Here is a 14,641-nt window from a genome sequence, read left to right on the forward strand (position 1 = left end):
GGCGGCGGTGGGGGGGGGGGCGGCGGTGGCGGCGGGCTGGCCCAGGCACAGGACAGGCTCCGTCTCATGACGCCCGCCGAGCGCAGGGCCGCCGACCGCAGGTTCACCGAGCGCAGGGTCGCCGACCGCAGGTTCGCCGACCGCGGCTTCATCGACCGCTGGGACGCCGATCACAGGTTCGCCGACCAGGGGAACACCGCCCACAGGCTGGCCGATCACAGGTCCGCCGACAACAGGGGCGCCGACAACAGGGGCACCGATCACAGGTTCACCGACCGCGGGACCGTTGCCCACAGGTTGGCCGATCACAGGTCCGTCGACCGCGGGTCCGTCGACCACGGGTTCAGCGGTCGCAGGTTCGCCGACCGTGAGCTCAGGAGCAAGTTCGCCGAGCACCTCAGGGAACTCGTCGGTCGCCGCTCTTCCAGTGGCGAGTAGGACCAGACGACGAGTCGTCGCGGCAGGCCTCCTGGTTCCCGTCGCCATGCTCGCCATGGCCGGGAGCTGGTCCGCCTATCTGGGCCTGAGCGTGCGGGACAGGTTGGAGGAGACCAGGAACGCGCTGCTCCGGCTGCGCACGCTGGCCGACGCGGGCGACCTCGGCTCCATGGCCGGGGCGCTCGCGGAGGCGCGGCGGCCCGCGACCGAGGCACGGCGACTCACCGGCGGCCTGGACTGGGCGGTGATCGCGCACGCCCCCCTGGTGGGGCAGGGCGCGACCACCGTGCGCGGGCTGGCGGAGGGCGTCGCGGAGGTGACCGAGGTGCTGACCGAGGTGCTGCGCGACGCTCAGCCGCTCGGAACCGCGCTCGCCGCGGGGAGAACGCACTCCCTGGGTGACGTGCGGCGGACGCTGGCCGATCTCGACGCGGCGGCGCCGACCCTGGGCGCCGCCGCCGCCCGGCTCGCCGGAGTGGGCTCCCGCCTGGCGGCCACTCCCGCGGAGACCGGGATCGACTCGCTGGACCAGGCGCGTGAGACGGTGCTGAGCGAGGTGGACCGGCTGCGCGGCCGGCTCGGTGACGCGGCGACCGCCGCGACGCTGCTGCCCCCGATGCTGGGGCACGACGGTCCGCGCCGCTACTTCCTGGCCTTCCAGACCAACGCGGAGGCGCGCGGGACCGGAGGCCTGGTCGGCGCCTTCGGCGTCCTGGAGGCCGACCACGGCGAGATCGGCATCGACGGTCTCTCCGCGAACACCGGCCTCGGCGAGAGCCCCACCCCCGTCGCCGACTACGGGCCGGCCTACCGTGGGCGGTACGGCTCCGCCGCCACCAGGATGCTGTCCGTCTCCAACCTCTCCCCGCACTTCCCGTACGCCGCGGGCACCTGGGCCGAACTGTGGGAACGGCAGAACCGCCGACGCCTTGACGGGGCCATCGCCACCGACCCCGTCGGCCTGTCCTACCTGCTGGAGCTGATCGGCCCTGTCGCTCTTCCCAGTGGGGAGACGCTGACCGCGGAGAACGTCGTCGACCTCACCGAACGCGCGGCCTACGCCCGTTACCCCGACCCTCGGGAGCGCAAGCGGTTCCTCGTCAGCGTCGCAGGCGCCGTCGGCGACGCGCTGACCGAGTCGTCGGCGGGACCGGCCAGGCTGTTCGCCGTGCTGTCCCGGATGGTGGGCGAACGGAGGATCCAGATCTGGAGCCGCAGGGAAGCCGAACAGCGGGTGCTGGCGGAGACCCCGGTCGGCGGTGTGCTGCCGCGGCGGCCGGGACCGTTCGCGGGCCTGGTGGTCAACAACTCGGCGGGCGGCAAGCTCGACTACTACCTGGAGCGTTCCCTCGACTACGCGCTGGGGCCCTGTTCGGGCGGCACACGCTCGACGAAGGTGAGCGTCCGGCTCACCAACGACGTGCCGCACGGCGAGCTGCCCGTCTACGTCACCAACCGTCTCGACTCCCCGGGACGCGCGCACGCCGTCGGCTCCAACCTGCTGTGGGTGTCGTTGTACGCCGGGGTCGGAGCGGAACTCCGCGCGGCCAGGCTCGACGGCGACCGCGTGCGGGTCATCAGCGAGGCCGAACGTTCCCACCCCGTCTACTCGTTGTTGCTGGAGCTGGATCCCAGGCAGTCGAGGACGCTCGAACTCGACCTGCGGGAACCCGCGACCGCCGGGACGCCGCTGACGCCGGTGCAGCCGCTGGCGCGTCCCCAGCGCACCAGGATCACCCAGGACGCGAGGGGCTGCCCGGTCGAGGGGGCCGCGGTCCGGGGCGCCCCCTGACGGTCCGCGCCCCGCGGCGTTCCCCGGTGGCGCTCAGGGAGGTGTCCCCCTGAAGGCTCCCTGACGCCGATCGTGTCTCCGAAGGCCCCGCCGGCCCCGCCCCGCGGGGCCTTCGGCGTGGTTCGGCAGGAAAGCGTAAAGCCCGGCGTGCCGCGGCTGGGCGGCCGTGCCGGGCGATCTACCGTCGCGCTCAGCGGGGCGCGACCGCGCGGGAGCATCCCGCTTTCCGGTCCGGCCTGTGAGGTCCGCGACGTTGGAGGGAGGCGCGAGCGGTGCCGACGACACGGCAAGACGCCGGTTTCCGCATCCTGTTCGTGTGCACCGGCAACATCTGCCGCTCTCCGCTGGCGGAACGGCTGGCCAGGTCCGCGCTCCTGCGGTGTCCGGAGTTCCAGGTGGCCAGCGCGGGCACCCACGCCGAACCGGGGATGCGGATGGACGAGCGTGCGCGGCGGGTCCTGCTCCGTCTCGGCGGCGACCCGGAGGGCTTCGTCTCCCAGCCGTTGACTCAGGAGCTGGTCGCCGCCGCCGACCTCGTGCTGACCGCGACCGTCCGGCACCGCGCGGAAGCGGTGGACAGGCATCTGGCGGCCGCCACTCGGGCCTTCACCATCGCGGAGTTCGGCGCGCTCGTCCGCGCCGTGCCGGAGCGGACGGTCGTCAGGCACGACGATCCGGTGCTGCGGGCCCGCGCGCTGGTCGCCGAGGCGCGGTCGCTGCGCGGGCTGGTCCGGGTGGACCAGCCCGACATCCCCGACCCCTACCGGCGTTCCCGGTGGGCGCACCGGGCGGCGGGACGGATGATCGAAACGTCGCTGGCCGTCCCGCTCCGGCTGCTCACGCGTTCGTCAGCGTCTTGACCTTGGGCTCGTAGCCGTACCCGTAGCCGTAGTACCGGCTGTTCCTGGCCGGGGCGAAGTTCAGCACGCTTCCCACGACGCGGGCGTTGATCGACGACAGCGCCTCGACGGCGCGGGCGAGATGTTCGCGCCTGGTCTTGCCGTACCGTGCGACCAGCAGCGTGCCGTCGGACACCGCCGCGAGCGTCGCGGCGTCGGTGACGGGCAGCAGCGGCGGCGCGTCGATGATCACCATGTCGTACGTCTCCGAGAGCCTGCCGAGCACCTGACGCATTCCCTGCGAGCCGAGCAACTCGCTCGGGTTCGGCGGGATGCGGCCGCTGGGCAGGATCGACAGGTTCGGCTCGCTCCAGGTCTGGATGACGTCCTCAAGGCGGGCCCTGTCGATCAGCACGTCCGTCAGGCCGACGGCTCCCTCGATCCCGAGGTAGCCGGGGATGCTCGGGCGGCGCAGGTCGCCGTCGACCAGCACCACCCGCCAACCGGCCTGCGCCAGCGTGATCGCCAGGTTGGCCGAGGTCGAGGACTTGCCCTCGCCCGGCAGGCAACTGCTGACCACGAGCGACTTCGGCTGCCGGTCGACGCCGATGAACTGCAGGTTGGTGCGGAGCGAACGGAACGCCTCCGACCGGGACGACCGGCCCTGGGCCCTGACGATCAGGGGGTGGCGTCGCGCGTCCCGCTCGTAGTCGATGACCCCGAGAACCGAGCTCTTCGACGCCTGCTGCAGCGCCTCGCTCGTCTTGACGGTCGTGTCCAGGCGGTCCCGCAGGACGAGCGAGCCGACGGCGGCGAACAGCGCGATCGTGACGGCGAGCAGGAGGTTGACCGGCGGCCTCGGACTGATCGGGACCGTGGGGATCTCCGCCCGGTCCACCGTCGTGACCTTGACGGTCGGGCGGCTGTCCGGGGTGGGACGCTCGATCTCGTCGATCAGCCGGGAGAACGCCTCGCCCAGGTCGTTCGCCGTTCGCGCGGCGCGCGCCGGGTCGGTGTCCCCGACCGTGACGCGCAGGAGCACGGTCGAGGGGACGGCCTCGACCGTGATGTTCGCCTGCAGACGCCCTATCTCCGCACCGCTGGCGATCTGGCTGACCACCCGGCGGCTGGACAGCAGGCTGGCATAGGACTGCATCCTCTGCTGCGACAGCATCCCCGCCTGGTACGCGGTGGAGAGGCTGCCCTCCTTGTCGTGGCCGGAGACCAGCATGGAGATCGTCGCGACGTACCTGGGCGGTGTGTTCGCCGTCACCACCAGCGCCGCGACCACGGCCATGACCAGGGACAGAAGGAGCAGCAGCCAGTTCCTGCGCATGAGCCGTGTGTAGTAGAGCAGGTTCACAGGATTCAGTGCCTTCCTTCGGACGAGGCCAGAGCCACGCTTTTCTCGCGGCGTACGCGGCGGGGCCGGACCGCAGGAGTGGGATACCGCCCGGGGGCCCGCACCAGGATCGCCACGAGCGTGACGCCGACGCAGGCCAGTCCCGCGAGCGAGAAGGCTCCCGGGACCCAGCCGAGCAGGATGTGCATGCCGAGCAGGCTCGTCGCCGCGGTGGCGCCGCCCATGACGAGTGCGATCTGGCGGGGGCTGAAGCCGGCGGCGACACAGCGGTGTGCCAGGTGGTCGGGACTGGCGATCAGCCAGGGACGCCCCGCCCGCTGACGGGCCACGATCGCCAGACAGGTGTCGAGCGCGGGCACGAAGGTGAACAGCAGCAGGCAGGGCAGGGCCGTGACGGGCTCGGTCTGGCCGAACACCATCACCGCGCACGTCGACAGGGTGAATCCGATGAACAGCGAGCCCGCGTCGCCCATGAAGATCCGGGCGGGGTTCCAGTTGTGCGCGACGAAGCCGACGCAACCGAACGCCATGGCCAGCAGGAGCAGGGCGACGGTCGGCTGGCCCGAGATGAGCGCGGTGACCGACAGGACGCTCGCGCCGGCCGCGCCGATGGAACCGAGCACGCCGTCGGTGTTGTCGATCATGTTGAACGAGTTGGTGACGAACACGATCCACATCAGCGTGCCCGCGGCGTCGATCCAGTTGCCGAAGAACTCCAGGCGCACCCCGGAGGCGACGACCAGGGCGGCGGCGACGCCCTCGACGGCGAGCCGCCAGAGGGGCCTGAGCGGCCTGCAGTCGTCGATCACCCCGAGCAGGGCGACGATCACAGCGCTGATCATGATCGTGACGATTCTGAGGTCCCAGTCCCTGGCCAGTGCCGTCGCGGGCAGGAGCGTTCCCGCGACGATGGCCACGCCTCCGAGATAGGGCGTCGGGCGGCGGTGCGGCCTGCTCGCGGCGGGCCGGTCAACGATCTTGAGTCGTAGCGCGAACCGCCGGATGAGCTCGGTGAAGACGGCCACGAGGACGAACGCCGCCGCGCCCGTGGACGCGGCGACGGCGAGAGACTCCCCGGAGATCACCGTGGTCTCCCGCTGTCCGTCGTCATCGTCCGCTCGAACCAGTCGACCGTGCGCCGGAGCCCGACGTCCAGCGAGACCGGGGCGATGTCGGGGAACAGTCGGTGCAGTCTGTCGCAGGACGCCTGCGAGTCCCTGATGTCGCCCTTGCGAGGAGGGTCGTGGCGGATCTTCAGCGGACGTCCCAGCACCGCGCTGAGCTCCCGCACCAGCTCGAGCAGCGTCACCTGGGCGCCGTGGGCGACGTTGACGGGGGTCTCACTGGTCACCTCACGCATGACGGCGTCGACCAGCACCGAGACCACCGTCTCGACGAACGTGAAGTCCCTGGTCTGCAGGCCGTCGCCGTGGACGCGCAGGGGCTCGCCCCTGAGCGCGGCGTCGACGAAGGCCGGGATGACCGCGGCGTACGCGTGGTCGGCGGGCTGGAAGGGGCCGTAGACGTTGAAGAACCGCAGGGCGAGGGTGCGCATGCCGAAACTGGCCGCGTAGGCCAGGGTGTACGCCTCGGTGGCCAGTTTGTTCACGCCGTACGGGCTCAGCGGCCTGGCGGCGAGGGCCTCGTGTTTCGGGTTCTCCACGCTGTCGCCGTAGACGGCGCTGGAGGAGGCGGCGACGACGTACGCGCCCTCGGCGCGGCACGCCTCCAGCACCCGCAGGGTGCCGGTCGCGTTCACCTCGTGGGATCCCTCCGGGTCGTCGATCGACATGGCCACGGACGGCCGGGCGGCCAGGTGCACGACCGCGTCCGCCTCGCTCACGACCTCCTTCAGGAGGGAACGGTCCAGAATGCTGCCGTGGACGAGTTCGGCTCTGGTGTCTCGCAGGTTCGCCGGTGATCCGGAGCTCAGGTCGTCCAGGACGAGAATCCGGGAGACGTCGGGGCGCAGGGACAGCTGTTCGCACAGGTTCGCGCCGATGAACCCGGCTCCGCCGGTCACAACGATCTTCACAGTCATTCACCCCTCGGTGGCTTGGCAGTCATGTGCATGATCAGCGCGCTCCGTCGAGCCGGTCACGCGTTCGCCGGGCTCTGCGCCGACGCCGTCTCCTGACGGGCGTGGGCGATGGTCTCCACGAGGATGTCGTCGAGTCTCCGCCGGGGCTCCCAGCCGGTGAGCATCCGGAGCTTCGTGGTGTCGGGCACCCTGCGGGTCATGTCCTCGAAGCCCGCGACGTAGGCCTCGGCGTACGGGATGAGGTCGACCCCGGCGGTCGATCCGGTGAGTTCGATGACCGACTTGGCGAGCTCCAGAATGCTCACCTCGTCGGCGGAGCCGATGTTGAAGGTCTGGCCGACCGCGGCCTCGTGGTCGAGAAGCCTGACCAGCGCGTCGACGACGTCCGCGACGTGGGCGAAGCAGCGGGTCTGGGTGCCGTCGCCGAACACCGTCAGGGGCACGCCCCGCAGGGCCTGCTCGACCAGCCGGGGGATGACCATGCCGTAGGCCGGGCTCTGCCTGGGGCCGACGGTGTTGAACAGCCGCACGATGATCGTCGGCAGGCCGCGTTCCTTGTGGTAGGCGTTGGCGAGGATCTCGTCGACGGCCTTGGCGGTGCTGTAGGCCCATCTCACCACGGCGGGGCTGCCGAGGATGCGGTCGGCGTCCTCCCTGAGCGGCCCGGAGGAGTTCTTGCCGTAGATCTCGCTCGTGCTGGTGATCAGGAGCTTCTTCCGGTACCGATGGGCGGCCTCGATGACGATCTCGGAGCCGCGTATGTTGGTCGTCAGACAGCGCAGCGGCTGCTCGACGATCAGCTTGACGCCGACCGCCGCCGCGAGGTGGACGACCACGTCGCACTGGTGGACCAGCTCGTCGACCATGAGCTCGTCCAGGACGGAGCCCTGTACGAACCGCAGGCCGGGATGGGGGCTGAGGTTGGCGAGCCGCCCGGTCGACAGGTTGTCCAGGACCACGACGGAGTCACCACGTGCGAGCAGCGCGTCGGCCAGATGCGACCCGACGAATCCGCTGCCACCCGTCAGCAGGTACGTGGTCGTAGGTGTTTCACTCACTTGCTTCCCCTGTTCGGATGCGTACGGTTGGTCGCTCAGCTGTGCGCCCGGCAGTCCTGCCGTTCTTCGCTCAGCGATCGGTAAAGGGCTTCGGTGTCGGCGACGAGGCGTTCCGCCCCGAACGAGGAGAGCGTCCATCTGCGGGCGGACTCGCCCATCCGGCAGGCGAGCACCCGGTCGGACAGCAGCCGCACGGTCTGCTCAGCCAGCTCGCTCGCGTCGCACGCGGTCAGCAGGCCGGTCTCACCGTGCCTGACCACCTCGGCGACGCTTCCCACCCGCGTGGACACGGTCGGCCTCCCGGCCATCCCCGCCTCGATGAGCGTCAGCGGCGTGCCCTCGTTGTCCGAGGTCAGCAGGACCACGTCGGCGGCGGAGTAGACCGTCTCCACGTCCCTTCTCCAGCCGAGCAGGTGGAAGGCGTGCGGGAAGGGCGCGACACCCTGTTCGACCTCCTGGCTGAGCTCGCCGCCCCCGCAGACGACGAAACGGCAGTCGGGAATCCGCCGGAGCACCGCCTCGGCTGTCGCGATGAGCCGGTCCGGCCGTTTCACCTGGGTGAGGCGGCCGACGAACGCGACGACGGGCACGTCTCGCGGGAGATCCAGCAGGTCGCGGGCGGTCTCGCGGTCCGGCACCGGGTCGAGCCGGATGCCCGGGGGAATCACGACGTACTGTTCGGGACGGCCGATCCCCGCCTTCAGCAGGTCGTCGCGGACCTGGAAGCCGACTGTCTCGAGCCGGTCGGACATGGAGGCGAGAAACCTCTCCGCCTGGACGTACAGGCGCCGCTTCGGCCCGGAGAAGTATCCGTACAGGAGATGGCCGTGGAAGGTGTGCACCCGTGCCGGGCCGACGCCGGACAGGCGGGCGGCCACCCTGCCCAGGGCACCGGCCTTCGCCGTGCGGGTGTGGACGACGTGCGGCCGGAACTCGCGCATGGCCTTGATCAGATGGGTGAGCGCGCGGCAGTCGTCGGTCGGCCTGATCGACCTTCCCAGCCCCGGCACCCGGTGAACCGGGACGGCGGCGCTCCGCAACCGCATGAGGTCGCTTTCGTCCGCCTCCACGTGGCCCGTGTAAACGCGGTGGTCGAACTCCTCCGAGTTTCGTAACTGGTGTAGCTCGATGACGTGTCTGGCCGCGCCACCGCTCATCCTGGCGATGACTTCCATGACACGAATCCGACGGTCTCGCATCACGTGCTCCTCAACGAGGGATCAGAGACATGTCGGAGAAGCTATCCGGGGATTCAACCCGTTCGGCGGTGCCATAACGGTGGTGGTGAAATGTTTCCCTACCTCCTACCCGGACGTGATCCAGGCGATAGGCGTGCGGCGGCGGCCGCGTCGCCCTGCCACGGCCTGACGGCATATGACGCCGAAACGGACGACGGTCATTGGCTTTCGAGAACATTTACCCCTGTGACGTGTCTGTTTATGGATTTTGGCCGTCCGGCGCGTGTACCTTTCCGGGGTGAAGGTGGGGGCTTTCGGTCGCCATGGTGGTGATTTCGCCCGTATCCGGTTGTTGGGGCATCTCCGAGAGGGATGCGGCGGAACGGAAGATAGAAGCGAAATGCCGGATCGGTGTGGAATGTGACTTCAGGGATCGACGCCACGGCGCAGTGTCGGCACCGTGGCCGAGTGGGTGCCCGGATCCGCGTCGCCCCGTGGTGCGAAGACCTGCGCCGTGCCGTCCGACGGTCCCACGGCAGACGACTTTGAGGCGGACTGGAGATGGTTTTTCATGGAGTACGTTTTCGTTGCTGCCGCCGCGGTCGCCCTCGTGTTTCTCGTTCACGTCAACTTCGGCGCGGAAACCGTCTGGAAGGCGCTTCCCGTGCTGCTCGTGGCTTTCACCGCCAGGATCGCGGTTCACGTTCTTCTCATGCGGAACGGAGGAAACTGGTACGGCGGCGACAACCTCACCTACGAGTTCACGGCGGCGGAGATAGTCGAGGAGTGGAAACGAAGCGGAGTTCATTTCGTCGACACCGGGCAGGGCGACGCCCTGAAATCCGTCGCCGTGCCGTGCAACCTTTTCGCGTTCATCATGTATCTGTGCGGCGGAAAAGCCGCGCTGGCCTGCACGGCCGCCGTCGCGCTCCTCGCCTGCGGGCTGTGCATCGTGATGTACAGGTTCGCCCGGCTGCTCGGCGCGGACGATCGCTCGGCGTTTCTGCTGCTCGTCATATCGGCGTTCACGCCGGCGTTCCTGGTGCACACGTCGGACATGTTCAAGGACGGTTTCAACGCCTTCCTCGTCGTCGCCTGCCTCGGCCTCGCGTGTTCGAACCTGCGACGTTTCGACATCCGTAAGCTGGCCGTTCTCGCTCCTCTTCTGTGGGCGCTGTGGCACGTCCGTCCCTACATGGTCTTCATGTGCGCCCCCTCACTGGCCCTCAGCCTCATGGGCTCCAGGAGGGCGCCGTCCCTCCGGGCCGTGGCCCTGCTGTCGGTGCTGCTGGCCGCCGTTCTCGCCCTCGTCGGCGGGGCGGCGGACGGGGGCCCCTTCGGGACGATGCAGGAACAGCTGGAGTACGGGCAGTCGGACGACCTCCGCCGCGCCGTGGCCAACGAGGAGTCGGGGGTGACGTTCGAGGACAGCGGCAGCCCGTGGGGGGCGCTCGGCCCCAAACTCCTCTACACGCTCCTGTCGCCCTTCCCCTGGATGGAGGGGAGCATGACGCTGCAGCTCGGCAAGCTCGAAGTGATCGTCTGGTACTACCTTCTCTACAGCGCCGTGCGCGGGGCCCGCAGACTCTGGAGTCGTGACCGCGGCATGTTCTGGACCCTTCTGCTGTTCATCGTTCCCAGCATGGTCGTCTACGCGACCACCATGGCCAACATCGGCCTCATCTTCCGCCAGCGCATGCCGATCATCATGGTCACCAGCCTGCTCTCCGCGATCGCGTGGACGAGGACGCCGGAACGGGAAGGGAGCGGGGAGCCGCGGGAGGAGGAGGGCTCCCCGGCGCCCCGGCCGCTTCCGGCTATCCGCGGCCGTTGACGATCCGCCGGAGCAGGGTGGCCCACACGGCCACCCCGACGACGGCGACGGCCAGCGTGCCGCACGCGTAGGAGAACGAGGTCCCGAAGGCGTCAGGGGCGACCAGGTCGGCGGCGAAGAGCGCGCCCAGCAGGAGCAGCCCCTCGGCGGACAGGTAGGCGAGCCGCCAGCTCGGCCTGCCGACGGCGAGGGGAAGCACGTTCGACCAGCAGAAGAGCCCCCTGACGCATTCGGCGGCCAGGATCAGCGCGGCCACCGTCCCGACCTCGGCGTACTGCTCGCCGTACATCATCCCGAGGACGTCGTTGACGGTCGGGAGCGCCACCGTGAGACAGGCCGCGCCGACCACGGCGAGCAGCAGGCTCGCCCTGACCAGGTCTCTCCTGATGAGCGTTCTGCCGTCCTCCGTCACCGCCGCCTGGGCCAGCCGGGGATAGAGCATCGCGGCGACCGGGATGACCAGGTTCGCGTACATCCGCCCCGGCGCTGTCGCGATCTTCAGGATGGTCACCAGGCTCGGACCTCCGAGCACGGCCGCGACGGCCAGGATCCCCGAGTCGGAGATTCCCGCGACGAAGGTCCCGACGGAGGCCTTCACGGAGAAGCCGACCAGGCCGGAGGGGAAGGAGACACGCGCAGAGGCGGGGCCGAACTCCGTGAGGACCATCCGCTTCGCCCGCGTGTACAGCGTCACCGCCATCACCAGCGCGCCCAGCGCCTGACCCGCCAGGTAGGCCAGAGGGCCGCCGGCGAACAGCCCGCCCATCGCCAGCCCCGCGGACAGGACCGCGCAGCCCATCCTGAGCAGACCGAGGTCGCGGAGCCTGTCGGCCAGGGCGAAGCCCGCGCCCGAGGCCCCGTGCGAGGCCATGGCCCCGCGCGTGACGATCGCGACGGAGAGCATGAGCGCGAACTCGCCCGTGGCGAGGCCGAGCAGGTGGGCGGCCGCCGCCAGCAGGAGCCCCACACCCGTGGCGGCGACGCCGATCGCCACGTCCCAGCGCAGCAGGCGGAGGAACAGAGCCGAGCCCCTGCCGCTGCGCCGTTGTTCGATCGGGACGAAGCGCTGTGCCGCGTCCTCGGGACGCGGGTCGCACAGCAGGAACCAGATGCTCGCCAGCGCCTGGGCGAAGATGACCTGCCCGGATCTCTCCGCTCCCGCGGACCGGACCAGGGCGATGAGGGTGAGGGAGGGAAGGATCGCCTCGCTCAGGCCCGCCGTGGTCAGCGACGTGAACGTGCGCAGATGGCGCCCGCCGGGCGGGCGCATCCGTGGGAGCACACGTTCGAGCACACGTGTCATCTACCGGCAGACTTCGTCGTACAGCCGGTCGAACCACTCCGCGGCCACGCCGATGTCCACCTGGTCCGCGCTGTCCCGCGCGCCCTGGCGAAGACGCGCGTGAACCTCGGGGCGCATCGCCCGCAGCACGCCCTCGGCGAGCGCCTCGGCGTCCCCAGGCGTGGTGAGGATGCCGTTCCGGCCGGATTCCACCAGGTCGGGCACCCCGCCGACGGCGGTGGACACGACCGGGACGCCGGCGGCGAGAGCCTCCATGACGACGACGGGAAGTCCCTCGTACGAGGAGCTGAGCACGAGGAGGTCCGCGGACGCGATCAGGCGGGCCGCGTCGGACACGTGTCCGAGCAGGCGCACGTTGTCCAGCCGCAGTTCGGCGACGCGGCGGGTCACCTGCTCGGCGAGGGGGCCCGATCCGGCGAGCAGGAACACCGCGTGGGGAGCCGACCGCCGCACCAGGGCCGCCGCCTCGACGAGCAACCCGTGGTTCTTCGGCGGGCGGAGGTTGCCGACGTGCACCACGAGGAAGGCGTCGGATGGAACGTTCCACATCCGTCTCGTCTGCCCCGCCTCCGCCGCCCAGCGCCGCTGCCGCGTCACGCTGACCCCGTGGACCCGGGTGACCAGGCCGCGGGACCCCCAGCTCGTGGCGGCTCCGGCCACCTGCGGGGAGACCGCGACGGTCCGGGCGTCCAGCCACCCCGTCGCCCGGTCGAGCACCATCGTCGGCAGGCGGTAACGCACGCTGTGGACCGTCGAGACCAGGGCGGGGCGAGGTCTCCACAGCCGGGACGCGGGACGCAGCAGGGCCGCGGGAACGGGCGAGTGGACGTTGAGCACGTCGGGGCGCAGCGCCCTGACCCGGCGCACGAGATGCGCGTAGCGGAGGTGGCGCGGCGTCGGGGTGAGGTCGACGACCCCGATGCCCGCCGAGCGCAGCCGTTCGGAGAGCTCCTGGGAGGACGCCTGCTGGCACACGACGGTGTAGCGCTTGCCGGTCGCGGGAGCGGCGAGCAGCCGCTCGACGAGCAGGACCTCGGCTCCTCCCACGTCCAGCGACTTGATCACTTCGCAGACGTGCGGGCCCTTCACGACACCTCCACGGGAAGGCGGGACGTCCTGCCGGGCATGAACCTCTCGTACCACTCCTCGACGCGGGCGGCCACCGTCGGCCAGTCGAGGCGGGAGACGGCCTCCCTGCCGCGTTCGATCATCCGGAGGCGGGTCGTCTCGTCGTCGAGCACCGTGCGCAGGTGCGCCACCAGCTCCTCGCCGGAACCGCTGGGGAACACCCGGTAGGCGGCCCGGTCCTCGATGACCGGGTCGAGCGTGGCGTCGGAGGAGACGATGACGGGGGTTCCGAGGGCGAGGGCCTCCAGGGCCGCGGTCGGGATGCCCTCCCCGATGGTGGGGAAGCGCCGGGAGGCGAGCACGAAGGCCTGGGCCCGGCTCACCAGTGAGTAGACGTCGTCGCCCGACAGCTGCCCGGTGAAGTGGATGCCGGACTCGGGTCCGGCGAGCTGCTGGAGGTGGGCGCGCTCCGGGCCCTCGCCGATGATGACGAGGCGCGTGTGCGGGCGTACGGCGCGCAGCTCGCGGAAGGCCCTGATCGTCAGGGCGTGGTTCTTCACCTTCTCCAGCGAGCCCACGCTGACGACCAGCCCGGGTTCGACGGGGACACGGCCGCGGACGACGGCCAGGTGCGGCAGGTCCAGGCCGCTGGACATGGTGCGGATCCGCCTGCCGGGTATCCCGACCCGGAGCAGGTCGTCCGTGGGGCGGGCGCCGATGGTGATGAAGCCGTCCACCTGGCGGAAGGCCCACGGCATGATCGGCCGATGGCGCGAGGTGAGGGCGCCGTGGACGGTGAGGACGAGGGGGATCCCGAGCCGCCGCGCGGCGGGACCGAGGGCGAGCGCCTCCCTGTGGTCGCCCTGCACGTTGACGACGTCGATCCGGCCCGCGCCGCCGAGCGCGTGCGCGCACTCCATGGCGAAGGCGGTCACATCGGATTTCCTGGAGATGGCCTGGCTCACCCGGGTCGGCGTCAGCGGCAGCGTCTCCACGCCGTCCGGCGCCCGGCCGTGACGGTGGGCGATCATCACCTGGTGGCCGTGGAGAAGCTGCTCGTGGGCGAGGCGCGCGGTGTAGCGCTCCTTCCCGCCCCGTTCGGGAGGAAGCCGATATCCGATGTGGAGAATTCTCATGTCATCCTCTTTTCGGGATAGATCTCCGGTCGCCGCGCCCGGTCGAGGTGGTGGGACCCGCGCCGCCGTCGCGGTCGCGTGGCGGGGAAGAGTTCGGCGGCTCCCGTTGGCATGAGAACCGCGGTGTTCGGGCCGGTCGTCCAGGTCGAGGTCGCGCGTGTCCCACGGGATCCGAGGCGACGCTGGCGCTGGCCTGTGAATCGTACTGGCGGACGGTCGCGGAGCCCGTCATTTACCTGGGTCCGGGAGTTTCGGGCATCGGGTGCGGCATTGAGAAGGCGGTGAATCGACCGGATTCGTGGCCGCCGCCTTCCCCGGGAAAAGGGGCGGAAGGAAAACCCGGGAAAGGCCGCCATGGCGGCGTTTCCTCCTATCGCCGGCGAATGCGGGCCGCCGCCCGTGCTCCTCGCAAAATGACTGGCAAGAAACGGCCGCGGGCCGGAGTCCCGGCGCGTCGGCGGCACACGTTTCACCAGGCTTGGGCCCATGGACACGACCTCGCCCGTTCGCGGTTTCGCGCCCGGCCCGCCCCGGAAAGCACGGCCCGTTCACGGGGACGGCGAAGGAGATCACGGAGAGAACCGGGGGAGA

The 14,641-nt window shown here is 70.6% G+C and carries 12 protein-coding genes; 4 read left to right on the forward strand and 8 right to left on the reverse strand.

What is annotated here, in order from left to right:
* The 3 genes from PKF00_RS42840 to PKF00_RS42850 all read left to right on the forward strand — a co-directional run.
* Window positions 1-438 (forward strand): hypothetical protein (locus tag PKF00_RS42840; protein WP_271223532.1); only part of this gene is annotated, 438 nt, incomplete at its 5' end.
* Window positions 428-2,230 (forward strand): DUF4012 domain-containing protein, encoded by a 1,803-nt coding sequence (locus tag PKF00_RS42845; RefSeq protein ID WP_271223533.1) that lies wholly within the window; start codon window positions 428-430, stop codon window positions 2,228-2,230. The genes PKF00_RS42840 and PKF00_RS42845, both read left to right, overlap by 11 nt.
* Window positions 2,231-2,502: 272 nt before the next feature.
* Window positions 2,503-3,090 carry an arsenate reductase/protein-tyrosine-phosphatase family protein gene (locus tag PKF00_RS42850; protein WP_271223534.1) on the forward strand — a complete coding sequence of 196 codons (588 nt, stop codon included), beginning with the start codon at window positions 2,503-2,505 and terminating at the stop codon, window positions 3,088-3,090.
* Here the strand turns inward: PKF00_RS42850 and PKF00_RS42855 are convergent.
* The 5 genes from PKF00_RS42855 to PKF00_RS42875 form a co-directional block, all read right to left on the reverse strand.
* Entirely contained in the window at window positions 3,068-4,432 is a 1,365-nt protein-coding gene (locus tag PKF00_RS42855) for a tyrosine-protein kinase domain-containing protein (RefSeq protein WP_271223535.1), read from the reverse strand. The genes PKF00_RS42850 and PKF00_RS42855 overlap by 23 nt on opposite strands.
* 5 nt (window positions 4,433-4,437) lie before the next feature.
* Window positions 4,438-5,517: a glycosyltransferase family 4 protein gene (locus tag PKF00_RS42860; protein ID WP_271223536.1), complete on the reverse strand. Its 1,080-nt coding sequence runs from the start codon at window positions 5,515-5,517 to the stop codon at window positions 4,438-4,440.
* Window positions 5,514-6,467: an NAD-dependent epimerase/dehydratase family protein gene (locus tag PKF00_RS42865; protein ID WP_271223537.1), complete on the reverse strand. Its 954-nt coding sequence runs from the start codon at window positions 6,465-6,467 to the stop codon at window positions 5,514-5,516. Before PKF00_RS42865 ends, PKF00_RS42860 begins: the two co-directional genes overlap by 4 nt.
* Before the next feature lie 62 nt (window positions 6,468-6,529).
* A complete protein-coding gene (locus PKF00_RS42870) occupies window positions 6,530-7,531 on the reverse strand; it encodes an NAD-dependent epimerase/dehydratase family protein (RefSeq protein ID WP_271223538.1) in 1,002 nt (333 codons plus the stop codon).
* 35 nt (window positions 7,532-7,566) lie between these two features.
* Window positions 7,567-8,730 (reverse strand): glycosyltransferase, encoded by a 1,164-nt coding sequence (locus tag PKF00_RS42875; RefSeq protein ID WP_271223539.1) that lies wholly within the window; start codon window positions 8,728-8,730, stop codon window positions 7,567-7,569.
* Window positions 8,731-9,280: 550 nt separating this feature from the next.
* Here PKF00_RS42875 and PKF00_RS42880 point away from each other — a divergent pair.
* Window positions 9,281-10,543: a hypothetical protein gene (locus PKF00_RS42880; RefSeq protein WP_271223540.1), complete on the forward strand. Its 1,263-nt coding sequence runs from the start codon at window positions 9,281-9,283 to the stop codon at window positions 10,541-10,543.
* Here PKF00_RS42880 and PKF00_RS42885 read toward each other — a convergent pair.
* Genes PKF00_RS42885 through PKF00_RS42895 form a run of 3 tightly spaced genes read right to left on the reverse strand, consistent with a single transcriptional unit; the run spans window position 10,527 to window position 14,050 of the window.
* Window positions 10,527-11,846, reverse strand: coding sequence for a lipopolysaccharide biosynthesis protein (locus PKF00_RS42885; RefSeq protein WP_271223541.1), 1,320 nt, complete (start codon window positions 11,844-11,846; stop codon window positions 10,527-10,529). The two genes, PKF00_RS42880 and PKF00_RS42885, sit on opposite strands and share 17 nt — an antisense overlap.
* Entirely contained in the window at window positions 11,847-12,935 is a 1,089-nt protein-coding gene (locus tag PKF00_RS42890) for a glycosyltransferase (RefSeq protein WP_271223542.1), read from the reverse strand.
* Complete coding sequence (locus PKF00_RS42895; RefSeq protein WP_271223543.1) at window positions 12,932-14,050, reverse strand: glycosyltransferase family 4 protein; 1,119 nt, start codon at window positions 14,048-14,050, stop codon at window positions 12,932-12,934. The genes PKF00_RS42890 and PKF00_RS42895 overlap by 4 nt, the downstream gene beginning before the upstream one ends.
* Window positions 14,051-14,641: the final 591 nt, after the last annotated feature.

It is taken from the genome of Streptosporangium carneum (assembly GCF_027922005.1).
Lineage (GTDB): Bacteria > Actinomycetota > Actinomycetes > Streptosporangiales > Streptosporangiaceae > Streptosporangium > Streptosporangium carneum.

Coding starts and splice junctions, on each gene's coding strand:
- PKF00_RS42875 (WP_271223539.1), bottom strand. CDS start 8,730: ATGCGAGACCGTCGGATTCGTGTCATGGAAGTCATCGCCAGGATGAGC.
- PKF00_RS42880 (WP_271223540.1), top strand. CDS start 9,281: ATGGAGTACGTTTTCGTTGCTGCCGCCGCGGTCGCCCTCGTGTTTCTC.
- PKF00_RS42885 (WP_271223541.1), bottom strand. CDS start 11,846: ATGACACGTGTGCTCGAACGTGTGCTCCCACGGATGCGCCCGCCCGGC.
- PKF00_RS42895 (WP_271223543.1), bottom strand. CDS start 14,050: ATGAGAATTCTCCACATCGGATATCGGCTTCCTCCCGAACGGGGCGGG.